The organism is Laceyella tengchongensis (assembly GCF_900182735.1).
Classification (GTDB): Bacteria; Bacillota; Bacilli; order Thermoactinomycetales; family Thermoactinomycetaceae; genus Laceyella; species Laceyella tengchongensis.
In genome coordinates this window covers 67,750-91,852 of sequence record NZ_FXTU01000006.1, presented here as the reverse complement: position 1 = coordinate 91,852, position 24,103 = coordinate 67,750, and the positions used below count along the sequence as shown (strand labels likewise).

The following is a 24,103-nucleotide window of genomic DNA, read 5'->3' as shown; positions in this document are numbered from 1 at the left end:
GTCTTATAAAAAACGGCTTCCATTCATCCACATGCCGCCATCCATGGTGATGCAGTCCCCGTTGATATAACTAGCTTCGTCCGACAACAAGAACTTAGCCAGTGCAGCGATCTCTTCGGGCTTCCCGAATCGTTGCAATGGCACCGCACGTCTAACAGCCTCATACGCACGCTCATCGGCGATCAATTTTTCTACACCGCCTGTGTTTTCAATCGGTCCGGGGGCGATGCAATTGATGCGGATCCCTTTGCTTCCCCATTCCACTGCAAGCGTCTGGCTCATCGCCAATACCCCCGCTTTGGCTGCGGCGGAGTGGACAACCCCAGCTGCTCCGGTCCAAGCGTAAGTGGCCACAATATTGACAATGGAGCCCGCTTGCCCATTGGCGATCCAATCTTTTGCCACCGTTTGCGTGAAAAACCACGTACCATGCAGGACAATGTCAACGACTGATTTCCAACCATTGGGAGACAATTTCTCTGCCGGAACCACAAAGTTGCCCGCTGCATTGTTGACTAAGTAATCCACCCGACCAAATACTTCTTTCGCCTTTTGCACTGTGGCCTCTACTTGATCCAACTGACGCACATCCATCGGAACCGCCAACACTTGTCCTGAAAACGTTTCCATTTCCTGGCGTGCCGCCTCCAAGCGCTCTTCATTGCGCGCGGTGATTACGACGTTCGCTCCTTCTTGACACAGACGAGCGGCAATCGCTTTGCCCATTCCATTGCTGCCACCTGTGACAATCGCTGTTTTCCCTTTCATATCGACACGCTCCTTTTATATTGATTGAATACTCATTCATTATTTTATAATAAAATGAATTCGCTAACATCATTTAATTAAAAAAACTCTTCACTATTTATAAGTGAAGAGTGAATCATTGATATAGAAAAACGCCTACCACACCAGACAGAGCCATCACCATGACCGGATGGAGTTTAAACCGCACCAAGGCCAACAGCGCGCACAAGCTGATCACAATCAGGCTGATGGTATGCCCGTCCCATTGTCCGACGAACATACTACCATCCGCAAACCGAATCGCCGCATACACAATCAGGCCGATGATGATGGGCTTCAATCCATACAATGCCGACTTGTACAACGGGTGTTTGTGCATACGAAAGATTAACGCTGTAACCAACATGACCAAAATCAACGAGGGCAACACCATGCCCAGCAAGGCAACGATCGCACCAAGCACTCCACCCACATGATAGCCGACAAACACCGCGCTGTTCATCGCTAGAGAGCCAGGTGCCATCCCTGCCAACACGATCATCTCTGAAAAATCCCCGGTGCCCATCCAACCATGAAGCCCCACTTCATGTTCAATTACTGGAATCATGGCGTATCCCCCGCCAAACGAAAACAAGCCGATCTTAAAAAAAGTGACGAACAACTCGATGAGCATGCCGAAATCCCCTTCCCATTACTCGCTCTCACTCTGCCTAAGCGCCGCCAGCACCCGTTTCCCACTGGCAAAACCCATCCCAGCCAGTGCCCCTGCCACCATCACAAGCAAGGGATGAACATGTAAAAAGAGCAATCCACCGACCGCTCCTCCCATGATAACCCAAGTCCACTTGTCACAAAGCGCCGACTTGCCCATACGAATCGCCGCGTAGACAATCAAGGCGACAACGGCTGCCTTCACGCCTTCCAGTGCGCCATTTACCCAATTCCAAGTGTGAATGTGATAAAACCCGAGATACATCAACAACACAATCGAAAACGCAGGCAACACGATGCCCACCGTCGCGCACAACACCCCCACCATGCCCGCCAGCCGATAGCCGATCACCATGGCGATATTCACCGCAATGGCCCCCGGGATCGACTGGGCAATGGCGGTCGCTTCTCCAAACTCCCGCTCATCCATCCACTGGCGTCTGTGAAGGATCTCTTTTTCAATCAACGGCAACACAGCAAAGCCCCCGCCAAAAGTGACGGGGCTGACTTTGCAAAAAGAAAGAAAGAGTTGCCACCACTTTCCCCTACCCTGCTTCATGGGTTTCTCCCTTTCCCAACATTTCCTTTTAGTCATTGTACAACATTCGCAACCGCAATGGTATAAAATTTCATTGATCCTCCCTAAAAAAACTACCTCCCTCCCCTATTAAACCCAAGAAAAAAGGTAGGATTAAATGGAGTTAGCAACTCAAAACTCGCCGTTTTTCTTGCATCGTTTTACGCAGGTGCCTACCATACCAAGCCAACCCCATTTTTAAATATGGATATTTTTTTATCAATTTTATTAACACCCATAAAAAAAGCGGATGGGAACCCTTGCCCCATCCGCTTTTAAACCATTCACGTTTTTAATCTTGCTTGTACCAGCGCAACACCGGTTTGCGGGCCGCAGTCACTTCGTCCAAGCGATTAACCACAGTATGGTGCGGCGCCTCCTGAACCAGTTCTGGCGTTTCTTCTGCTTCTTTCGCGATTTGGATCATGGTGTCGATGAAGCGATCCAGCGTTTCTTTGGATTCCGTCTCAGTCGGTTCGATCATCAGACACTCCTCCACAATCAGCGGGAAGTAGATTGTTGGCGGGTGGAATCCAAAGTCAAGCAAGCGCTTGGCGATATCCAGCGTCCGAACGCCCAACTTCTTCTGTCTTTTGCCCGACAACACAAACTCATGCTTGCAATGCTGCTTGAACGGCAGATCATAATACGGCTCCAACCGGCGCATCATGTAATTGGCGTTCATCACAGCGTTTTCGGACACTTGCCGCAACCCCTCAGGCCCCATGGTGCGAATATACGCATACGCGCGAACCAAGATGCCGAAGTTTCCGTAATACCCTTTGATGCGGCCAATTGATTGTGGCAGGTCGTAATCGAAGTAGTAGCTACCATCCTCAGCCTTGGCCACCATCGGCTTCGGCAAAAACGGCAACAGCTCTTTTTTCACGCCAACCGGTCCAGCTCCTGGGCCGCCTCCACCGTGCGGGGTGGTAAACGTTTTATGCAGATTTAAGTGAACGACGTCAAATCCCATGTCTCCCGGACGGGCGATTCCCAAAATAGCATTGGCGTTGGCTCCATCATAGTACAGCAGTCCGCCCGCTTCGTGAACCAAGTCCGCGATCACGTTGATCTCTTCTTCAAACAAGCCCAAGGTATTTGGGTTGGTCAACATTAACGCGGCCGTATCGTCACCCAACACCTTTTTCAATTCCTCTACATCCACCAAGCCTTTCTCATTGGAGGGGATGGTGATGGTTTTAAAACCTGCCACCGTCGCACTCGCCGGGTTCGTTCCATGCGCCGAATCAGGCACAATAACTTTGTCGCGCTTAGACTCCCCGCGGGACTCATGATATGCGCGTATCATCATCAACCCGGTCCATTCTCCTTGTGCACCCGCCGCGGATTGCAACGTCACCGCATCCATGCCTGTGATTTCGGCCAAATCCCGTTGCAATTCGTACAACAATTCCAGCGCCCCTTGCACCGTCTCTTCCGCTTGATACGGATGAATCTTGGCAAACCCAGGGAAACGAGCCACATCTTCATGCACTTTGGGATTGTATTTCATCGTGCAGGAACCCAACGGATAAAATCCATTGTCTACCCCATGGTTGCGACGGGACAACTCCGTGTAATGGCGCATCAAGTCCAATTCGGACACCTCGGGCAGCTCGGCCGGTGTTTCCCGCATCAGTTCCGGCGGCAAAAAATCCCCTTCTGGCACATCCGATTCTGGTAAGCTGTATGCTACACGTCCTGGCTGGCTCATTTCGAAAATGAGTGCTTTTTCTTCGGTTGTTTTCATCACAGCAGACCCTCCAAACCATTCGCCAACATATCAATTTCTTCTTTCGTCCGCACTTCCGTCACCGCAATCAGCATATGGTTGGCCAGCTCCGGATAATCACGTCCCAGATCGTAGCCGCCGATGATGCCTTGTTCCAACAGCTTGCGATTTACTTCGCTTACGGGATGAGGCAATTTGACCACAAACTCGTTGAAAAACGGCTGGCTGAATGCGATCTCAATCCCTTCTACCTGGCTGAGTCTCTCTTTGGCATAATGCGCTTTTTGCAGATTAAGGCGCGCCACGTCTTGCATCCCTTGTTTCCCCAGCGCTGACATGTAAACCGATGCTGCTAGGGCCAACAGTGCTTGGTTGGAGCAGATGTTTGATGTCGCTTTGTCGCGACGGATGTGTTGTTCACGCGCTTGCAAAGTAAGCACAAACCCGCGCTTTCCGTTTTCATCGACCGTCTGTCCGACGATCCGGCCTGGAATGCGGCGCATCAGCGCTTTGGTCGTCGCAAAATAGCCGCAGTGCGGTCCCCCGAAGGACGGTGCGATCCCTAATGGCTGCGCGTCGCCAACTACAATGTCGGCGCCGTATTGCCCCGGCGGCTTCAACAGTCCGAGCGACAAAGGATTGGCGCTGACAATGAACAGGCCTTTGTGAGCGTGGGCGATGCGCTCTACTTGCGCCAAATCTTCAATATTCCCGAAGAAGTTGGGTGATTGCACAATCACCGCCGCCGTCTCTTCATCCGCCTCAGCAGAGAGCGCCGCCAAGTCAGTTACGCCATCTTGATGCGGCACTTCGACAACTTGCAGACCCAACCCCTTGGCGCTGGTCAACAGAATTTGCCGCGCCTCGGGATGCACGGTTTGCGAAATGACGATTTTCCGTTTGCGGGAAGTGGCCGCGGCCATGCTCGCTGCTTCCGAGAGCGCCGTATGGCCATCGTACATGGACGAGTTAGCCACATCCATGCCTGTCAATTCGCAGATCATGGTTTGAAACTCAAAAATGGCTTGCAATTCCCCTTGGCTGATTTCTGATTGATACGGGGTGTACGCGGTGTAAAATTCCGAGCGCGATACGACATGCCCGACCACGCTTGGGATATGATGTTCATACACGCCTGCCCCCAAAAACGAAACTACCTGATCCATTGAAGTGTTGCGTCCAGCCATACGATTCATGTGCTTCACCAATGTTAGTTCGCTCATTGGCGCTGGCAGGTTCATTTTCCCTTTAAAGCGCACACTTTCAGGGATTTCGGCAAACAATTCATCAACAGACTCTACGCCAATCGTTTCCAGCATTTGCTTTCGATCTTGCTCCGTCTGCGGCAAATAGCGAAATTTCATCTTCAGTTCTCCCCCTACCATCTTCAGCTGTACGGCGCTCACTTCGGCCGTTTATAGAAAGGCACTTTCACCACGCGCGCTTTTAAGCGTTTGCCGCGAATCTCCACTTCGACCACTTGATCCAAGTCAGTGAACTCTGTCTTCAGAAGAGCCAAACCGACATTCTTCTTCAAAGTGGGAGATTGCGTTCCAGTGGTCACTTCACCGATCCGTTCTTCGCCTACGTAGACCGGATAGTGGCTACGCGGAATTCCGCGGTCGATCATTTCGATGCCGACCAGCTTGCGGGCAAGCCCCAATTCTTTTTGTTTCGCCAACGCATCGCGGCCAATGAAGTCCCCTTTATCCAACTTGACAGCAAATCCTAGACCTGCTTCAAGCGGTGAAATCTCCGGCGACAATTCCTGGCCGTACAAAGGGAGGCGCGCTTCAAAGCGGAGGGTGTCCCGAGCTCCTAAACCGCACGGCAATACGCCCTGCTCCTTGCCGGCGGCAAGAATCTCCCGCCACAACTTGGGCGCTTCGGCACGTGCGAAATACAGCTCAAACCCATCTTCCCCCGTATATCCTGTCCGGGATACCAACGTGGGAACACCAGCGATGTTCACATTTTGCTTGAATTTGAAAAATTTGATTTCCGACAAATCGGTCTCCGTCAGTGTTTGCAGGACGCTCTCCGCCAACGGGCCTTGTAAAGCGAGTTGCGCGATGTCATCCGAAATGTTCTCGATGGTAACTTCGTCTGTTTGGTGCTCTTTCATCCAAGCAACATCTTTGTCGATGTTGGATGCGTTGATGACAAGCAGATACTCATTCTCTCCGGTGCGGTACACAAGCAAGTCATCAACTGTGCCTCCATCGGGATAGCACATGATCGCGTATTGCGCATCCCCGATTTGCAACCGACTGGCGTCATTCGTGGTTATCTTTTGGATAAAGGGGAGCGCGCCAGAACCGCTGATCCGCACTTCGCCCATATGGGACACATCAAACAGGCCTGCTTTTGTTCTAACCGCCTCATGTTCTTGCTTGATGCCGACAAATTGCACCGGCATTTCCCATCCGCCAAAAGGAACCATTTTTGCTTCCGTGCGGTATGTCTCATAAAGCGGCGTTCGTTTCAACTCAGACATCTGTTCCACCTCGCGTTCTTCAACAAATATAAAAAAGACAGAAACGTCCCTTGATGAAGTTGCATCGGGATTTCTCTGTCCTGATTACCTGAGAGTTGCTCCATTCCGTCGGATGGAGTTGCCCCGTTGGTGGCCCGCGAAAAAACCGGGCTCTCTCCAGAGTGGCGTCCAGCGGGCCTCCTTTTGCCTGAGAGATTCACCTGTGACTGGCTTGCTCCTTCGGCGCCATGCCAATGGCATGGTCTCTCCTCCCGCATTCAACCGCCGAACAATATGAACTTATCACAACCACATTGTGCCACATTTCCCGATGAATTTCGATACCTTTGACCAAAAAAGTTCGTTTTTTCTCCAGACACATGATTTTCCTCATTTTAACCCATACTGTAATGGGAACTCATGGCCGAAGAAAGGTGGGTAGATTTACAATGAAATCTCTCCCAATTCGCATGGATCGTACTTGGGTGGACGAATTTCAAACAAAAGTCGACCGTGACAGCGACTGGGCTGATTGGGAACGCTTTCAGCTCGCTGTCGAAGCAGCCGAAGCAGAAATTGTCCCTACGTTTGAATCTATCCAAAGTTTGAAACAAATTCAAGGGTTTGATCCACTTCCGCATCAAATTGATGTAACCAAACGCGTCATCAATGAGATGCGCGGCCGGGCCATCCTGGCTGACGAAGTCGGCCTGGGCAAAACGATCGAAGCGGGCTTAATTCTGAAAGAGTACATCATCCGCGGCTTGGTAAAGCGCGCGCTGATCCTCGTTCCCTCTTCGCTGGTGCTACAGTGGACACGCGAACTGAATCAAAAATTTCAAATTCCGGCGGTAGCCCAAAAAAAGGGGTGGATGTGGGATCAATACGATTTTATCGTCGCTTCCTTGGATACTGCCAAACGAGACCCGCACCGTTCGTGCGTCCTCAGCAAACATTATGACATCGTCATCGTCGACGAAGCCCATAAGCTGAAAAACAGACGTACAAAAAACTGGCAGTTCATCAATGAATTGCGAAAAAAATACTGTCTACTGCTCACGGCGACACCAGTACAGAATGAAATGGCCGAATTGTATAATCTGGTCACCTTGCTGAAGCCGGGACAACTCGGAAAACAGACCGATTTTCAAAGCGATTATGTAGCGGGCAAGCGAAAAGCGAAAAACGAAGCCCAATTACGGGAGGAAATCAGCCGGGTTTTGATCCGCAACCGGCGTCGTGACAGTCAATTACATCTGACAAAGCGGAAGGTGAAAACGATCACCATTGAGCTGTCGCCGGAAGAACGGGCCCTATACGACGGCATCACCCAATTCGTGCGTTCCAAATACCGGGAGGGCACCGATCTGAAAAGCATGCTGTCGCTCTTGGTGTTGCAGAAAGAGGTTTGTTCCAGCCGTGATGCAGTATTCCACACGTTATTCAAATTGGTCAAAAAAGGAGAAGAACAAAAAGAAGAAGTTTCGCCCGAAGTGGCTCATTTGATCCAGTTGTTGCGCAATGTTCGCTCATCTTCCAAAGTGGAGCAAGCGCTTCGCCTCATCAAGGAATTGTCGCCCGAAAAAGTGATTCTCTTCACCGAATTCCGGGCAACCCAAGACATGTTGTTGCGCGAGCTGACCCAAGCGGGGATTCCAGCGGTGCCCTTTCGCGGCGGTTTCAATCGGAACAAAAAAGATTGGATGATGGAGCTTTTCCAAAAACGAGCCCAGGTGATGGTCGCAACAGAGGCTGGCGGGGAAGGGATTAATCTTCAATTCTGCCACCACATGATCAATTTTGACATGCCTTGGAATCCCATGCGCGTCGAACAGCGGATCGGGCGCATTCACCGGTTGGGTCAGCAGCATGATGTCTCCATCTACAACTTTTCCACCCTCAACACCATCGAAGAACATATTATTTGGTTGCTACAAGAGAAAATTCAATTGTTTGAAACAGTCATCGGCGAGCTGGAAACCATTTTGGAGAAGATGGAAGACGAATCATTGGAGCACAATCTCATGCGCATCATGCTGGAAACGCACGATGAAGCACAAATTCGGCAACACCTGGATCGCTGGGGTGACACATTCCATCAGGTGCGCCATGCCGTCGCCGTCGAAAACGAAGCGAAAGAGGAATTGTTGCGCTATGAACCAACAACAAATTAGGTCGTTTACCGAACGATATCTTCGATTGCAAGGATGCCATATCATCGAATCTGGGCCAGCGCATATCACCACCCGGCTCTCGATTCTGGCGGACAAAGATTTGCTAAACCGCCCATTTTATTGGATGTATGTAGAAAAGATGAACATCGAACCGCAACCTGTCACACTTAACCTCGTGTTTGATCCAGCAAACCAAGCGCCAGGGTTGAAAGGAGAAGCCCTCTTTTTCGGCGCGCCCCGATTTTCGCAAATGTTGCGCTCCGCCCAAAAACACGGACGTTTTGCCCGTTTGTATCAAGTGCCCAAAGGCAAAGAAGCTTTCGCCTCCCAATCCAAGGCGTATACCCCGTGGTTGGGGGTCAATTACAAACTTTCCTACATCTGCGACCAAAAAAAAGACCGCTTGCTGTCGTTGGGCATCAATCTGATCAGTGGGGAAATCACCCCTGACTTTTACCAGCAAGCCCAGTCCTTCCAGTGGCAAAGCAAACTACCCGCCCACCGCCATCTATTGCCGCCGCGGCTTTCTCTGAATGAAGCGGTCGGTGAATTGGAGTATGTTGTCCATGAACAGATTCAAAACGAAGACCTGAGCTGGGCCGAGCAGGCGCAAGAGCGGTGCGAAGCGGAATTGGCCCAATTGGATTCGTTCTATCCAGACTCGTTATCTGAAGAAGCGGAGCGAGACAAAAAACAGCGCCGCGAGGAAATCGTGTGGCAATACGCCCCCCGCGCCGAGCTGCATTGCATCAACGCCGGCCTGTTTTACGCCGAAGCCCAAACATTTTCTTGAACACAAAAAAAAAGCGACACGCTTGCCCCACGTGCCACTTGCCCTTCTCTTATCCTAGCTGACATTAAACCCATTATAACCATTCGTGGGGCCGTCAACCCGACACCTGTTCCAATTCACTCGGCACAATCCACACTTCCATCTCCAACGCCTTCAACACTTGTTTGATTTTCTCCATGCTAGCGCCACCGTACTCATTGCGCTCATCGCGGGACACTTGTGGCGGGGAAACGCCCAGCCGCTTAGCCAGTTCGGCCTGTGATATCCCTTTGTAGATGCGAAAGGCGATCAATTGGCGGCCGATATTGTCCAATGTACAGCGCATATCGAACTGACCAGACTTATAGCTTTCATACTCATGGATTTCCCGCTTTAACCGCTCTCCAAAGAACCGCGCCGGCGCCAATCCTCGTTCGATTTGCTCTTTCGTCAACCCCATTTTTTCCAGTTCGGCCCTTTGCTCCGCCAAGAGCTGTTCCTGTTGCGCAACTTGCGTCATGCAACGCTTATACTCCTGCTCCGTCTTAATCATCGCTATCATCCTTTCATCAACTTCACGATCCCCTTGACCATGTCAAAATCGCGGTCCCGGCGAAAAAACTCATCAAATTTCATGTTCTGCCCTTGGCCGTTTTTAACCCCGGAGTACACTCCCTTGCAGTGAGGGTACAATTCCACCCGGTAGCGGTGCCACATCTCCAATTGCAGATTGCCGTATGCATCAAAGCGATTGCGATCCCATCCCCAGCATTTGTGGGGATCGAGGCGGTTCAATTGCTCAATCAACTTCCCGTTGAACACCGCCTTGGGATCAGGGGGGATAAAGTAGCCATCAATATCGTTAGGCTGATATTTATCAGTACAGAAAGAACCGTCGATATAAATTTCCTCCACCCCACAGGCCCACAGCTGCTTCACACAGATCTCCAGATTTTCGACCAAACGGCTTCGCCAGTATCCATCCCAAGGAAGCAGGGAATTTCCTTCCCCTTTGACAAGGATCGATTCTCTCAATTGCTCAAAGGTAAGTGGATAATCGCCTGGTTCCAATAAGCCGTATTCATTAAATCTCATCAGTCAGGATTTCCTCCTGTATTTTATCCTATTCAACTGCATAGCCAAACTTTACAATCACCCTTAACACATATGTTAACATAAATGACGAAAAAGAGGAAACCGTGATCACCGCTTGCAAGCGGCCGCAAAGCGCAAAAAAACCGCTCGCCACTTGGCGAACGGTCCGTTGCTACTTCTAATCATTGTTTGACGAGAAACTTGCTTAGAAAACGCCGGGTGCGCTCTTCGGCGGGATGCGCAAACACCTGCTCAGGCGGGCCCGACTCAACCACGACCCCTTCATCCATGAACACAATGCGGTCGGCTACATCGCGCGCAAAAGCCATCTCATGGGTGACAATCACCATGGTTTGACCTTCTTGGGCCAATTCCTGCATCGTTTTCAACACTTCCCCGACCAGCTCTGGATCTAGCGCGGATGTCGGTTCATCAAATAAGAGTACGCTTGGTTCCATGGCCAAAGCGCGGGCAATCGCCACCCGTTGTTGTTGGCCGCCGGACAATTGACCCGGAAACAAATCTTTTTTGTCCGACAAGCCTACCTTCGCCAGCAAAGCTTCCGCTGACCGCTTTACTTGCTCTTTGGGCTGCCCTTTGACCACCAGCGGCCCTTCCATAACGTTTTCCAGTGCGGTCATGTGGGGAAAGAGGTTAAAGCTTTGGAACACCATCCCCGTTTTGGCCCGCAACTTCCGCATTTGCTTCATGGGCACATCTTTTCCGGTGAATTGCAACACATCTCCGTCCAATTCAATCTCCCCGGCATCGGGGCGTTCCAACATATTTAAACAGCGCAGGAAAGTGGATTTACCAGACCCGCTCGGCCCGATCACACAGATCACTTCTCCCGGCGCCACTTCCAAATCAATGCCCTTGAGCACTTGATTTTGCTTAAACGCCTTTTGCAATCCTTTGACCCGAATCATCCGTCCTTCCCCCTTCCTACGAAGCATAGCGCCCATAACGTTCTTCCAGCTTATCTTGGGCAAAACTTAACAATGTGCACACCACCCAATAAAACAACGCGATCATAATGAAGACCGTCATGTAATCCCATTCCCGCGCACCGATCACTTTCGCTTGATAAAACATCTCTTGCACCGTGATCATCGCCAACAGGGACGTATCTTTGACCAAACTCATGAACGTGTTGGCCAGAGAGGGCAGGGCAACTCTGGTCGCCTGCGGGATGATCACACGCCGCATCGTCTGCCAATACGTCATGTTGAGTGACGCTGCCGCTTCCCATTGTCCTTTCGGAATGGAAAGAATGGAACCGCGGATCGTTTCAGACGAGTACGCCCCTACATTGAGCGACAAACCGATGATCCCGGCCAAGAGCGGCGTCAAGGTGATCCCGATCACCGGCAAGCCGAAATACAAGATGAAAATCTGCACCAAGAGCGGCGTACCACGGATGAGCGAAATATAAGCCCGCGCTGGATAACGGAACAGCGGATTGCTCGACATTCGCGCCATCGCGGTCAACAATCCCAAGACGAGCCCAATCGCCATCGTCAACAAGCTAATCCAAATCGTATCCATTAGTCCAATCAACAGTTGTGGCGCCGCTTTGATAGCCAATTCGACATCAAACAAACTTTCCCATCGTATTGCTCGCAATATCTCCATTCATCCCACCCCAAATTGATTCCAACCGCTTACCATTTCATAGTTAATAATTTCTATCATATATCTCGGATTTATTATTGTCAAACAAAAGAACGACTTCTATTCACCAATAGAAGTCGCTCTCAGCTAAAATCAAACCGTTACTCCCTCAAACAAGATAACACGCGCCGGCGCAGCTTCCGTGGTGAGCAATTTGATAGGCGCTGCCACCATGAAATACTCACCTTCTGGCACTTCTTTTAGACGCAGTCCTTCCATGATAATGACATCTGCACGGAAGAGAGTCTTATGCGTGGGATGGCCAGCTTGCGCGCGTTCGATACCCAACGCATCGATCCCTACCCCGCTAATCCCCTTACTAGCGAGATATTCGGCGCCGTCTTCAGCCAGAAAGACAAAATCAAAGTCAAATGCTTCCTGGAAAGAGTTTTTGGTTTTGAGCAGGTAAAACCCACCCTGGCGAATGTCGAACTTTTCCAGATCGGCGCGGGTGATCCCCCCTGTGACGTCAGTCAGGTCAAGCACTTGGCAGGGGCCCACCAACCGTTCCAGCGGAATGCTCTCCATCGTGCCACCATCAGGCAACATGTGCAATGGCGAATCAACATGGGTTCCGCAATGTACATCCATATCGACCCGCGATTCGCGGCAAGGCGCAGTGTCAAAGTCCTGTACAACCGAGATGCGGGGTTGCTTGGACTCTTTATTTTTGTATACTTGCATCCCTTCCGTAATCGTCATGGACACATCATACATTTTCATGGTTTGTTCTCTCCCTGCCTCTATGTAGTAATCATTTCCGTCGCTCTAACAACGCGGTGCTGCCGTTCCTTGGTCACCGGCCACCAGTGGTGCCCTTCTTCCGCTAGCAATGCATGGGCAGACGCCGGCCCCCAAGTGCCGCTTTCATAGAAGTGGAGCTTGTGTAGGTTCCGGTCCCACGCCCGACGAATCGGATCGATGAATTCCCAAGCCAAGGCCACTTCTTCCCAATGTGTGAAAAAGGTTTGGTCACCGACAATCGCGTCATGGATCAACGACTCATATGCTTCCGGTGTGCCTTGCTCACAATTGTTACAGAACTCCATCGCAATCGGCATAATCTGATTGTCAGAGCCGGGCTTCTTCGCATTCAACACCATATGGATGCCTTCATCTGGATTGATGGTGATGACAAGCAAGTTGGGGCCCAGATCGTTATTCTTATTGAAATACAAGTTCTTAGGCATCTCTTTGAATTGTATCACAATCTCCGTCGCCTTCGCGCCCATCCGCTTGCCGGTGCGGATATAAAAAGGAACTCCTGCCCAGCGCAGGTTGTCCACATACAGCTTGGCCGCCACGAAGGTTTCCGTTTCGGAAGCCGAATCCACATTTTTCTCATCGCGGTATGCCGGTACGGCCTTGCCGTTCAAAATACCCGCTTGATACTGCCCGCGCACCACATATGCACCGGCTTCCTCTTCTGTGTACTGGCGCAACGAACGCAACACTTTGATCTTCTCATCATGGATCGCTTCCGTTTTCAAGCGGCTTGGCGGTTCCATGCATACCATCATCAGCATTTGTAGCATATGGTTTTGTACCATATCCCTCAAAGCGCCTGCACGGTCGTAATAAGCGGCGCGCTCCTCCACACCCACCGTTTCGCTGGCGGTAATTTGGACGCATGCGATGTGATGGTGGTTCCACAGTGGTTCAAAAATGCTGTTGGCAAAACGGATCACATTGATGTTTTGCACCATTTCCTTACCAAGATAATGGTCGATCCGATAGATTTCTTTTTCTGTAAACGTCTGTTTGATCTGTTCATCAATCTCTTTGGCAGAAAGGAAGTCATTGCCGATTGGCTTTTCGATGATCAAACGCTTGACTCCACGTGTATCGCCAAGGCCGATCGCTTTCAGATTATGGGAAACCGTGGCGAACAGATCTGGGGCCACCGCCAAGTAGAACAAGCGGCAAGGCTCCACCCCATGCTCTGTTTCAAATCCTTCAATCAATGATTTGATTCCCTCGTAATCCGCCGGATTTGTCACATCGGCAACCGTATAAGTGAAGTTTTTAATGAATTGTTGCCATGATGCCTCATCAGCCACCTTGATGCGAGAGAATTCATCAACTGATTTGCGGACAGCTTCCCTAAATTGTTCATGGGTTCGCGGCCTGCGTCCGACACCGATGATTCGGAAAGTCGGAGGTAGCAACTTATTCATATAAAGACTGAATAGGGCAGGAAACAATTTCCGCTTGGCCAAATCCCCAGTCGCACCAAAAATGACCATGGAAAACGGTTCACTCACTCGGGCATGGTGGGACACATGGTTTCACTCCTTTGGATAACATAGCTCGAACACGTCTTTGCGCTTAATATGTGTTTGAGCACCTATGATCATTCGGTAGGATAAGTAAATACGCTCTAAATGAAATAACTTCAAAACAACCCTATTTTGCTTCAAGATGAAGAAATGCGCAAGATTTTCGGCAGAATTTTTTTCCATGCCCTCCATATTTGGCGACTCCCAGCGCCTTCAATGTATGAAAAAACTCTTCCTCTGATAAAGGAAGAGTCCTTGCTGCCAGCGACGATCCCATTACTTCGTGATATCTTGCCCAAACCATTTTTGGGAAATTTTGGCCAACGTACCATCTTGGCGCATGCTATCCAACGCTTTGTTGATTTCATCCACCAAGTCCTTGTTCCCTTTGGGCACCGGAAACGCGCTTTCTGAACGATCAGCCTTTACGTCGATCGTTTTCAAAGGCATATTCACAGACTTGAGCATTTCGGCCACCGCCAAACGGTCATTGATGCTCAAGTCAACCCGTTTTGCGGCCACGTCTTTCATCGCGCCCATCATGTCTTCATAGGCAATGAGATTGGCGCCGGCGTCACGCGCCATTTGTCCATAATTGCTTGTGGGTGTTTGTCCCGCTTTTTTCCCTTTTACATCTTCGATGCTTTTAATATCCTGATTGTCCTGATGGACAACGATTTGGGAGAAAGACACCGTGTATGGCTTGGAAAAATCAAAGACCTTTAGGCGATCCGGCTTGACGCCCACCTGATTGGCCACCATGTCGACTTTGCCCGTTTTCAAGCTGGTGAGCATCCCTTCCCACGGTGTTTCTACAAACTCCGCTTTAACACCGATTCGCTTGCTTACTTCTTCGGCCACTTCAACATCATATCCGGTCAGTTTTCCGCTTTTCTCATCATGAAAAGTGAACGGCTTATAAGTCCCCTCAGTCCCGATGCGAATGGTTCCGCGCTCTTTGATCTGGCTCAGCAGGTCTTTTTCTTGTGTTTGCACGCTGCATCCCGTGGCCAACACGCCGAACAGCGCGGCCGACAAGATGGTAGCGAACATGCGTTGCATCTTTTTCATCTTACCAACTCTCCTATCGGTATAATACCAAGTTAGTAGGTATGCATTAACGATTTTCTAAGATTGATCTTACTCATACCATAATCTTGTTGTCAATTACTATTTTTGCCTGTTAAAACAAAATAACTCTGCTTCTGACAAATCCATTTACTAAACCAAAGGTAAAACAAAATTTCTTATTATACAGATTTTTCAATAAAATGGGCCAGGGAGGACTTTCTGCCGAAAGCCCAACCAAGCCTATATATCAAAAAAGCTGCGGGATTGCCCGTACAGCCGGTCATACATGCGCAACGCAAATGAATCGGTCATACCTGCAATATAGTCACATACAATCCGGGCACGTTGTTCATCGGTAGAAGCCAGGCGGAATTGGTAGCGGTCATGTTCCGTAAGCAGGCGTTCTTCATTCATGAACGCTTGGAACAACTGCTTAATGACATAGGCCCCTTTCCATGAGATCGTTTGTACCCGCTGTGCATCAATTACCCTGTCTGAAACCAATTGTTTCAACTGCTCCAAAAGCGTCTGCAACTCGGGCGGAAGATACACGCGGTATTTTAAACGAGGCGAGTGAAAAGATCCTTCATTCAACTCCACCTGAATGTGGGTGATGAAGGTGGAAATCAATGCCGTAATCACCTTTTTCAATTTGTACCGCAAATGATTATGCCCTTGATGCAACGGGTTCAACACATTCCAGGCTTCACGCAACTCTTGGTATTCTTCGGAACGGGCGAAGGGGCGGATGCACTCCTTCAATTGCTCCAACTGGATGAAACCCAGATGGACGGCATCTTCGGCGTCATGTGTTCCATAGGCGATATCGTCCGCCAATTCAATGATAGAGCACTCCAACGTTTTATGCTTGGTCTGCCGATGCCGATCCGGATGATCCGTCGTAGCTAGAAAGTGACGGGTCTCTTCTTTGGTGAATGAAGAGCACACCCATGCAAACACCTGCCGGTCACAGGCAAAGACGCTCGCCTTTGGGGGTAAGATTTTGCCCGTTGCGCGGTACTGATCTTCATTGACCGCTTCATCCAACACAATGGGATATTTCATGACTGCCAGCAACAACGCTCTAGTCAGATTCAGGCCGAATTCCTCTTCTCCCTCCAGCCGGGTGAGAATACGGAATGTATGGGCGTTCCCTTCAAATCCGCCATAATCTCGCATGCATTCATGCAAGGCTTCTTCCCCCCGATGTCCGAAAGGGGGATGTCCCAAGTCATGCGCCAATGCGGCCGCTTCGATCAACGACACATCCAGGGCGTTCTCTTGATTGAACAACGGGTGATGGGCATTGAGATGGATCACTATTCCTCGCGCGATCTGTGCCGCTTCCATCGAATGGGTCAGCCTAGTGCGGTGAAAATCGCCAGCCACACTGCCGATCACTTGCGTTTTAGACTGCAAGCGCCGAAATGCGGCACTGTGCACAATCCGCCCAAAATCTTTTTCAAACGAATCACGGGCATCTGAGAGGTGGCGTGAAGAAGACGGCTTCCTCCGTTCCATGTCCGATGGATAATACAAATGATTTTCACGAGCGCGATAAATGATCAAAACACTTGACCTCCTCTGCTGTTCCGCAACCGGCTGGGCGATAAACCGATGCGTCGGATGCAAGCCCGTCCGACAGGCAAACCGCCGACGATGGCCCAAAACCTTTTCGGAAGCAGGCCTGGGATGTGTCTAGTTGACAGATAATACGGCGGAAAAACCATTTTCCGATGAGCTCCCGGTCACAAGTGAAGCCAATGGGAAAACGGCTTTGGAAACCGTCAGACACATTGATCGGGCTCATCCTTGCTTCCGTTTTATTGCGCCTCAAATCGCCAGCCCATCCTTTTTTAACTATATTACCGTATGATTGCGTAAAAAAACATTTCATCTAAGAAAACTTCCTTGGGCAACACCGCATATGAAACCATCAGCCCCAGCAATCGAAAAGCGATGTGCTGAGGCTGGTCACGTCCTTAATCTATCAGCTTCCGATGCATCAGGAGCGCAATGCAACAAACTCCTAATGTCATCAATGAACAAAACCCATAAATCAATATTTCTTTCAATTCTCCCAAGATGTTCCACCCCTTTCTCAATGGCAAAATATATAGAATTATCATACTTAAAACGCGATAAATTGCAACCGGCTCCCCATGGCTAATTTGTTATTCTTCAGCGAGCATCCGTTCCCAGCACAAAATGAAGACCACCATTTTCGCACGTGTTTGGCGTTGTGAAGGTCCTCGATTTCATTTATTAGAACATGGTCGGAGAAAATCGACGTGTTCTTTTAAGGATGTTAGACGAATAAACCGAGGCGGGACTCGCCTGGGCCGGGTCAGTTTCCAACCCAAGCATTCCGCTCGGTGGGATACAGGGTCCCACTCAAACCGTCTCCACAGTACCGTGTGCTTGCAACAGGTACATTTTATGGTACAACCCTTCTTTAGCCAACAATTCCTGATGGGTGCCGCGTTCGACAATCTCCCCGCGATGCAACACCAAAATAAGATCGGCGTCTTGAATCGTTGACAGGCGGTGAGCAATAGCAATTGTAGTCCGCCCTTTGCGCATCTTTGCCAAAGCGGTCTGAATCGCCTCTTCCGTTTCGGTGTCAACACTGGCAGTTGCTTCATCGAGAACCAAGATTTTCGGTTGGAACGCCATGGTTCGTGCAAAAGAAATCAATTGGCGCTGGCCGCTGGAAAAAGTAGCTCCCCGTTCCACTACAGGCTCTTTGTACTGTTGCGGCAATTTTTCGATAAACGAGTCTGCTTGCACAAACGATGCCGCCGCTTTCACCTCTTCATCCGTGATCATTTCGTTATGCAACCGGATGTTGCTATTCACGTCGCCGACGAATAAAAACGGGTCTTGCAACACCAACCCCAGCTTCGACCGCAGTTCCTCCTCATCAAAATGGTTTAACGGCTGACCGTCGATGCGGATCTCGCCCTGGCTAACCCGATAAAAACGCATCAACAGATTGATGATGGAGCTTTTGCCGCTGCCCGTGTGCCCGACCAACGCCACCGTCTGCCCCGGGTCGGCGACAAATGAGATGTTTTTGAGCACGTCGGTCTTCCCATCATAGGAAAACGTAACCTGGTCAAATTCGATCCGCCCTTCGGTGATCACGGGATGGTCATCCCCTTCCTTGGTGGGTGCGTACTCCGTTTGATCCAGCAATTCAAACACCCGATCCGCCGATACTACGGATTGTTGCAATTGATTCAACCGCATCATGATCTGGGTGATCGGTTCGAATAAACGGCTAAACAAGTCAATGAAACCGTACACTACCCCTACTTGAATCGATTGGGAAAACGAGAGGGAGCCAAAATAGTTCAGTACCAAGACAACTGCCAACACGCTCAATACTTGGGTCGCTGGGCGCAACATCAACCCGTACAGCCGGATATTTTTCATCTGTGCCTGGTAGTAATCTTCGTTTAACTGGCCGAATTCCGCACGCAACCGCGCTTCCTGCCTCAACGCTTGAATCATGCTCATTCCGTTGATGGATTCATTGATCTTGGCATTCATCTGGCTTAGCTGGCTCCGCAAAAACCGGTACACTTTGGAGCTCAGATAGCGATACCCCTGCATCAGACCGAGCACAATCGGCAAAAAGAGCGTGGCCCACAATGCAAGCTTCCAATCGAGGATGAACATAGCGATGAACACGCCTGCAACCATCATGAAATTTTGCAAAAAGGAAGAAAGGACGTAAATGAACAGCTCTTTTACTGCTTCCGTGTCATTAGTGATACGCGACACCAGCGATCCGTCGGGGATGCGGTCAAAAAACGAGAGACCCAGATGCTGCACCTTGCCGAACACATCTTCGCGTAGCTGGCGCACGATCCACTGCGCGACGGTTTGAAATGAAAGCGACTGATAATAAAGCAAAACCGCTGTGATCACTTGTAAGAGCAAGATCATTGCCGCAAACACCAGCAGTATCGTTATATCGAGCGGCTGATTGGGAACCAGATAATGATTCAAATAGTAGCTGACCAACAACGGTACTGCCACTTCTGCGCCGGTGGCGGCCACTAGCGCGGCAAAAGCAACCCAAAAGCGCGTTTGATACGGTTTAAGATAGTGGAGCAGACGTTTCGGTACCACCTTCTTCCCCCCCTTTCAATACCTGTGACTCCAATTGTTGCTGTAAAAACATGTGACGGTACCATCCGTCTTGCTGCATCAGCTCTTCGTGGGTTCCTTGTTGAATGATCCACCCCTCATCCAACACGATGATGGTATCTGCATGTTCCACGGCGCTCAAGCGGTGCGCGGAAATCAACGTCGTCTTACCAACCCGATTTTGGCGCAATGCTTGCAAAATGGCATGCTCGGTCTTGGCATCGACCGCGGACAGGACATCATCCAAAATCAAAATCTCCGGATTTAATAGCAAGGCGCGGGCAATCGACAGCCGTTGTTTCTGCCCACCTGAGACGGTAACGCCCCTTTCGCCGATGACGGTGTCATAACCTTCTGCAAATTGAAGAATGTCTTCGTGGACGCAAGCGATTTTGGCCGCAGCTTCAATTTGTTCTCTTGTCGCCTTCGGGTTCCCGAACGCGATGTTTTGTGCGACAGTGGCCGAAAACAATACGTGGTCTTGGGGCACATAACCGATCGCTCCCCTTAACGCCGACAAGGTGTAATCTGTGATAGGATGATTGCCGATGCGGATCTCTCCCTGGGTCACATCAAACTCACGCAACATCAAGCGCAATAACGTGCTTTTGCCGCTGCCCGTCTTTCCGACGATCCCCAGCGTCCCTCCCCGCTTCACACATACGCGAATTTGGGTCAGCGCCGCACTCTCAGCATCGGGATAAGTGAACGACTCCACGTTGAACTGAATGTCCCCCACGGGTTGCTCATCAATCGCATTGGGGCGCTCTTCAATATCGGGCTTGATGTTCAATAGCGATTGGATTCGTTCATAGGAAGCGCGCCCCCGTTCGACAATATTGATGAGGATTCCGTAAGCTAACATCGGCCACACCAGCTGACCTAGATATAGCGTGAATTGGAGCAATTGGCCGATTGTCAACCGCCCGTCCGCTACACTGATCGAACCGAATACCACCGCCAATAGCATCGACAAACCCACAGCCATCACAATCGTCGGGTCAAACAGGGCATCCACCCGCGCTACTGCCAGGTTTTTCTCCACCACATCATCCAACCGCCGCTTGAATTCCTGTTTTTCGGCTTCTTCTTGGCCAAAGGCTTTGACCACCCGGACTCCAGCGATATTTTCTTGCACCTTGTCATTGATGCGTGAAAAAGCTTCTTGCGCCAAGTGGAATCGTTGATGAAGCAACTTGCCGTACTGTTGCGTAGCCACGGCGATCAACGGCATGGGAAGCAGTGAAATCAGGGCCAATTGCCAATCGATGAACACAAACATCGCTACGATGACAACCATACCGGACACGAAGGAGTCAGCCAAGGTCAGCACACCTTCCCCGGCAGTGACGACCACTGCTTGAATGTCGTTGGTCGCATGGGCCATCATATCCCCAGTACGCCGCTGATGATAAAATCGCGGGGACATGCGGGTGAATTGTTGGTACAAGCGATCTCGCAACAACCTTCCCATGCGGTAGCCAGCGCCAAACAGCATCACGCGCCAAGTATAACCCAGCCCATATTTGCATAGGGCGACAAGCACGTTAACTACCGTCCAAAAAACCAGCAGACGCCAGGTTAAAGCATCGGCGGTAATGGCATCCACCACCACGCGCACGGTGTAAGGGGTTACGAGGTGCGTCAGGGACAACAGCATCAGTGTGCTGATCCCGATCAGGTAACTCTTTTTCTCCATCTTGAAAAACCACCAAAGTTGACGAAACATCATCATTGACTCCACCCCCGTTCTCTGTACAATCCCCCAAATACTTTGCAAGCCAAATATTTCGGTAATCACAATCTTACCTTACCAAATTGCCAATGTAAATACTTTTTAAAACTTTTTTAATAAAAAAGTTTAATTAACGACCTGACTATCAGTCATCTCAAGCTTCCTGGCTTATCAAAACAAAGCCGCTTCCACGTTAAAACCCGGTTCCCCCCTTTTCAAAGTGACTTAACCAAACATAGACAAATCAACATGCTTTATCCTCGGAATTGATGGCCTAAGTCGTTCTGGGAAAACTACCCTCGTAAAAAAACTCAAAGTGATATTACACGAAAAACGCATTAATGTTTGTGTATTTCACATAGATGACTTCATTGTTGAACGTAAAAAACGTTACCATACTGGGAACGATGAATGGATCGAATACTATTATTTACAATGGGACATCAAATGCTTAAAGAAAATTTCTTTATGAAACTACGTGAATCAAATCAAATTACTCTTCCGTTCTATGATGGTGAATTAGATACCATACAAAACGTTACACTCCCAGACACTTGTATAATCATAATTGAGGGCGTCTTTCTTCAGCGGAGAGAGTGGAGGAGTTTCTTTGATTTTGTAGTTTACTTGGATTGTCCAAGAAACACGAGATTTCTGCGCGAATCTAATTCCACTCAACAAAACGACGAAAAATTCAGAAAGATATATTGGAAAGCAGAAGACTATTATCTAGAAAATGAAGACCCCAAAAAACAAGCTAATTTCGTTCTAAAGAGTTAATTTAACATGGTTTAGCCCTTCCTTGATCCACGTGCTTAATCCATTCCATCATCGTCTCATTGGTAAGCCTGCATTTTGCGCTACGAAAAGCCTCCTCTCCCTCTAGCGTAGATTCCCTTATTTATGGTACGATTCCGATTGGGAATCCGAAACGAAAAGGAGGGTAGGGGCCCGCGTGGCTCCTCACCATAACATGAGCAAAGAGAATAACATTCGCAACATTGCTATCATCGCACACGTAGACCACGGCAAAACCACTTTGGTGGATGCCATGCTGAAACAAAGCCGCATCTTCCGTGAAAACCAGCATGTGGAAGAACGCGTGATGGACTCGAATGACTTGGAACGTGAGCGCGGCATCACCATTCTTTCGAAAAATACCGCGATCCAATATAAAGGATTTAACATCAACATCGTCGACACACCCGGACACGCCGATTTTGGCGGTGAAGTGGAGCGGGTGATGAATATGGTAGACGGTGTGCTGTTGTTGGTCGATGCGGTGGAAGGCCCCATGCCGCAGACGAAGTTTGTTCTGAAAAAAGCACTGGAACGCGGGCACAAAGCCATCGTAGTCGTCAACAAGATCGACCGGCCTCATGCGCGCCCGGATGAAGTGGTCAACACCACTTTCGATTTGTTCGTCGACATGGGTGCCAGCGAAGAACAATGTGAATTTCCTATCATTTACGCGAGCGGATTAACCGGCTCGTCTGGTTATGCTCCAAACGAACTAACCCCCACGATGGAACCGCTCTTCGAAACCATCTTGGAATACCTCCCCGCCCCCACCGTGGATCGCCAAGGGCCGACGCAAATGCAGGCCACCTTGCTCGGTTTTGACGAATACAAAGGGCAAATCGTGATCGGTCGCTTAAATCGAGGTTCCATTCGGCGCAATCAACCTTTGTTGCTGATGACGGCCACCGGCGAAACCAAGCAGGTGAAAGTAGGCCAAGTGTTCACCCATCAAGGGCTAGCCCGGGTAGAAGTAGAAGAAGCTTTCGCCGGAGACATCATCGCCCTCACTGGTCTTGGCAAAGTGGGGATCGGCGACACCTTGTGCGATATCAATCATCCCGATCCACTGCCGCCCATCACAGTGGAAGAGCCCACGTTGCGCATGATGATCGGCATCAACACCAGCCCATTCGCCGGTCAAGACGGGACATACCTCACTTCCCGCAAAATTCGTGAACGCCTCTACAACGAAGCGGAAAAAGATGTGGCTTTGCGTGTAGAAGACACGGATTCAGCTGATCATTTCATGGTGTCTGGCCGCGGGGAATTGCATCTGAGCATCCTGATCGAAAACATGCGCCGCGAGGGATATGAATTCCAGGTGAGCAAGCCGGAAGTAATCATTAAGGTGATCGACGGAAAGAAATACGAGCCTTATGAACAAGTAGAAATCGAAGTGAGCAGCGAGCAACAAGGTGCGGTCGTTGAGCTCTTGGGCAAACGCAAAGGGCAATTGCTGGACATGACAGTGTTAGATAGCGGCAACATCCAGTTTGTCTACAAAGCGCCATCTCGCGGCTTGTTGGGTTTCCGCCTCCAGCTTTTGACGGCGACACGTGGAGAAGCGTTGATGAACACCTTGTTTGCCGGATACGAACCTTATGCGGGTGAAATAGAGACACATGATTTTGGTTCCTTGATCGCATGGGAATCGGGCACAGCTACCACCTATGCGCTCCACTCGGCGCAAGAGCGGGGCCAACTATACATCACACCCGGAACAGAAGTGTATGAAGGGATGGTCGTCGGTCAGCACATCCGCGAAAACGACTTGGAAGTAAACGTCTGCAAAAAGAAACATCTCACCAGTATTCGCCGCGCCACCGCGGAAGAAGCCCTGCGTCTCGACACGCCCCGTCAACTTAGCATCGATGATGCTCTGGAGATCATGAAAGAGGACGAACTGCTTGAGATCACGCCCAAAACCTTCCGCCTGCGGAAAAAATACCTCGCCAGAAACGAACGGGCACGCCATCAAAAGCAGAAAAAATATGAAGCAGAATAACAGCGCAATAAAAAAGGTGGGTTAAGTTTATACATAACCCACCTTTTATTGTTGGGTAGCACTCCGCGCTTAAACTCGGCCGCGTTCTGACAA

General features: G+C 49.9%; 19 protein-coding genes, 1 pseudogene and 1 riboswitch. Of the genes and pseudogenes, 4 read left to right on the top strand and 16 right to left on the bottom strand.

Annotation, left to right across the window (positions count from 1 at the left end; translation table 11 throughout):
- Positions 1-3: 3 nt before the first annotated feature.
- The 6 genes from fadH to gcvT all read right to left on the bottom strand — a co-directional run bounded on the left by fadH (position 4) and on the right by gcvT (position 6,267).
- Positions 4-768, bottom strand: a complete 765-nt coding sequence (gene fadH, locus QQZ12_RS12695; protein ID WP_106342887.1) for a 2,4-dienoyl-CoA reductase — start codon at positions 766-768, stop codon at positions 4-6.
- A 115-nt stretch (positions 769-883) separates the two neighbouring features.
- Entirely contained in the window at positions 884-1,420 is a 537-nt protein-coding gene (locus tag QQZ12_RS12690) for a chromate transporter (protein ID WP_102992110.1), read from the bottom strand.
- A gap of 18 nt (positions 1,421-1,438) precedes the next feature.
- Positions 1,439-2,017, bottom strand: a complete 579-nt coding sequence (locus QQZ12_RS12685) for a chromate transporter (protein ID WP_284724507.1) — start codon at positions 2,015-2,017, stop codon at positions 1,439-1,441.
- 310 nt (positions 2,018-2,327) lie between these two features.
- On the bottom strand, positions 2,328-3,788 hold the full coding sequence (gene gcvPB / locus QQZ12_RS12680; protein ID WP_022736127.1) for an aminomethyl-transferring glycine dehydrogenase subunit GcvPB: 1,461 nt from the start codon (positions 3,786-3,788) through the stop codon (positions 2,328-2,330).
- A complete protein-coding gene (gene gcvPA / locus QQZ12_RS12675; RefSeq protein ID WP_102992108.1) occupies positions 3,788-5,134 on the bottom strand; it encodes an aminomethyl-transferring glycine dehydrogenase subunit GcvPA in 1,347 nt (448 codons plus the stop codon). Before gcvPA ends, gcvPB begins: the two co-directional genes overlap by 1 nt.
- 38 nt (positions 5,135-5,172) lie before the next feature.
- The gene (gene gcvT / locus QQZ12_RS12670; RefSeq protein WP_102992107.1) at positions 5,173-6,267 is read right to left on the bottom strand and encodes a glycine cleavage system aminomethyltransferase GcvT; all 1,095 of its coding nucleotides are present in this window, start codon (positions 6,265-6,267) and stop codon (positions 5,173-5,175) included.
- Between the two features lie 165 nt (positions 6,268-6,432).
- Positions 6,433-6,528: riboswitch (glycine riboswitch) on the bottom strand.
- A 167-nt stretch (positions 6,529-6,695) separates the two neighbouring features.
- Between gcvT and QQZ12_RS12665 the strand changes: the two genes are divergently transcribed.
- Entirely contained in the window at positions 6,696-8,420 is a 1,725-nt protein-coding gene (locus QQZ12_RS12665; RefSeq protein ID WP_102992106.1) for a DEAD/DEAH box helicase, read from the top strand.
- Positions 8,401-9,213 (top strand): YqhG family protein, encoded by an 813-nt coding sequence (locus tag QQZ12_RS12660; RefSeq protein WP_189319001.1) that lies wholly within the window; start codon positions 8,401-8,403, stop codon positions 9,211-9,213. Before QQZ12_RS12665 ends, QQZ12_RS12660 begins: the two co-directional genes overlap by 20 nt.
- Before the next feature lie 94 nt (positions 9,214-9,307).
- Here QQZ12_RS12660 and QQZ12_RS12655 read toward each other — a convergent pair whose 3' ends face one another.
- The 10 genes from QQZ12_RS12655 to QQZ12_RS12610 form a co-directional block, all read right to left on the bottom strand.
- Positions 9,308-9,745, bottom strand: a complete 438-nt coding sequence (locus QQZ12_RS12655) for a helix-turn-helix domain-containing protein (protein ID WP_102992104.1) — start codon at positions 9,743-9,745, stop codon at positions 9,308-9,310.
- A gap of 5 nt (positions 9,746-9,750) precedes the next feature.
- A complete protein-coding gene (locus tag QQZ12_RS12650) occupies positions 9,751-10,287 on the bottom strand; it encodes a DUF6932 family protein (RefSeq protein ID WP_102992103.1) in 537 nt (178 codons plus the stop codon).
- 182 nt (positions 10,288-10,469) lie between these two features.
- Positions 10,470-11,216 carry an amino acid ABC transporter ATP-binding protein gene (locus QQZ12_RS12645; protein WP_102992102.1) on the bottom strand — a complete coding sequence of 249 codons (747 nt, stop codon included), beginning with the start codon at positions 11,214-11,216 and terminating at the stop codon, positions 10,470-10,472.
- A gap of 16 nt (positions 11,217-11,232) precedes the next feature.
- Positions 11,233-11,922, bottom strand: a complete 690-nt coding sequence (locus QQZ12_RS12640; RefSeq protein WP_022736119.1) for an amino acid ABC transporter permease — start codon at positions 11,920-11,922, stop codon at positions 11,233-11,235.
- Between the two features lie 132 nt (positions 11,923-12,054).
- Positions 12,055-12,684 (bottom strand): cyclase family protein, encoded by a 630-nt coding sequence (locus QQZ12_RS12635; protein ID WP_102992101.1) that lies wholly within the window; start codon positions 12,682-12,684, stop codon positions 12,055-12,057.
- A gap of 20 nt (positions 12,685-12,704) precedes the next feature.
- Complete coding sequence (zwf, locus tag QQZ12_RS12630; protein WP_321195641.1) at positions 12,705-14,243, bottom strand: glucose-6-phosphate dehydrogenase; 1,539 nt, start codon at positions 14,241-14,243, stop codon at positions 12,705-12,707.
- Positions 14,244-14,516: 273 nt separating this feature from the next.
- On the bottom strand, positions 14,517-15,311 hold the full coding sequence (locus QQZ12_RS12625; protein ID WP_284724506.1) for a transporter substrate-binding domain-containing protein: 795 nt from the start codon (positions 15,309-15,311) through the stop codon (positions 14,517-14,519).
- A gap of 240 nt (positions 15,312-15,551) precedes the next feature.
- On the bottom strand, positions 15,552-16,880 hold the full coding sequence (locus QQZ12_RS12620) for an anti-phage deoxyguanosine triphosphatase (protein WP_106342895.1): 1,329 nt from the start codon (positions 16,878-16,880) through the stop codon (positions 15,552-15,554).
- 825 nt (positions 16,881-17,705) lie between these two features.
- Complete coding sequence (locus QQZ12_RS12615) at positions 17,706-19,451, bottom strand: ABC transporter ATP-binding protein (protein WP_102992097.1); 1,746 nt, start codon at positions 19,449-19,451, stop codon at positions 17,706-17,708.
- Complete coding sequence (locus QQZ12_RS12610; RefSeq protein ID WP_106342896.1) at positions 19,420-21,204, bottom strand: ABC transporter transmembrane domain-containing protein; 1,785 nt, start codon at positions 21,202-21,204, stop codon at positions 19,420-19,422. Before QQZ12_RS12610 ends, QQZ12_RS12615 begins: the two co-directional genes overlap by 32 nt.
- Before the next feature lie 235 nt (positions 21,205-21,439).
- On the opposite strand from QQZ12_RS12610, the pseudogene QQZ12_RS12605 reads away from it, so the two are divergent.
- Both QQZ12_RS12605 and typA read left to right on the top strand, forming a co-directional pair.
- Positions 21,440-21,984 (top strand): annotated as a pseudogene (locus QQZ12_RS12605) (kinase).
- Between the two features lie 193 nt (positions 21,985-22,177).
- Positions 22,178-24,010, top strand: coding sequence for a translational GTPase TypA (typA, locus tag QQZ12_RS12600; protein WP_284724537.1), 1,833 nt, complete (start codon positions 22,178-22,180; stop codon positions 24,008-24,010).
- Positions 24,011-24,103: the final 93 nt, after the last annotated feature.

Coding starts and splice junctions, on each gene's coding strand:
- fadH (WP_106342887.1), bottom strand. CDS start 768: ATGAAAGGGAAAACAGCGATTGTCACAGGTGGCAGCAATGGAATGGGC.
- QQZ12_RS12690 (WP_102992110.1), bottom strand. CDS start 1,420: ATGCTCATCGAGTTGTTCGTCACTTTTTTTAAGATCGGCTTGTTTTCG.
- QQZ12_RS12685 (WP_284724507.1), bottom strand. CDS start 2,017: ATGAAGCAGGGTAGGGGAAAGTGGTGGCAACTCTTTCTTTCTTTTTGC.
- gcvPB (WP_022736127.1), bottom strand. CDS start 3,788: ATGAAAACAACCGAAGAAAAAGCACTCATTTTCGAAATGAGCCAGCCA.
- gcvPA (WP_102992108.1), bottom strand. CDS start 5,134: ATGAAATTTCGCTATTTGCCGCAGACGGAGCAAGATCGAAAGCAAATG.
- gcvT (WP_102992107.1), bottom strand. CDS start 6,267: ATGTCTGAGTTGAAACGAACGCCGCTTTATGAGACATACCGCACGGAA.
- QQZ12_RS12665 (WP_102992106.1), top strand. CDS start 6,696: ATGAAATCTCTCCCAATTCGCATGGATCGTACTTGGGTGGACGAATTT.
- QQZ12_RS12660 (WP_189319001.1), top strand. CDS start 8,401: ATGAACCAACAACAAATTAGGTCGTTTACCGAACGATATCTTCGATTG.
- QQZ12_RS12655 (WP_102992104.1), bottom strand. CDS start 9,745: ATGATTAAGACGGAGCAGGAGTATAAGCGTTGCATGACGCAAGTTGCG.
- QQZ12_RS12650 (WP_102992103.1), bottom strand. CDS start 10,287: ATGAGATTTAATGAATACGGCTTATTGGAACCAGGCGATTATCCACTT.
- QQZ12_RS12645 (WP_102992102.1), bottom strand. CDS start 11,216: ATGATTCGGGTCAAAGGATTGCAAAAGGCGTTTAAGCAAAATCAAGTG.
- QQZ12_RS12640 (WP_022736119.1), bottom strand. CDS start 11,922: ATGGAGATATTGCGAGCAATACGATGGGAAAGTTTGTTTGATGTCGAA.
- QQZ12_RS12635 (WP_102992101.1), bottom strand. CDS start 12,684: ATGAAAATGTATGATGTGTCCATGACGATTACGGAAGGGATGCAAGTA.
- QQZ12_RS12625 (WP_284724506.1), bottom strand. CDS start 15,311: ATGAAAAAGATGCAACGCATGTTCGCTACCATCTTGTCGGCCGCGCTG.
- QQZ12_RS12610 (WP_106342896.1), bottom strand. CDS start 21,204: ATGATGATGTTTCGTCAACTTTGGTGGTTTTTCAAGATGGAGAAAAAG.
- typA (WP_284724537.1), top strand. CDS start 22,178: ATGAGCAAAGAGAATAACATTCGCAACATTGCTATCATCGCACACGTA.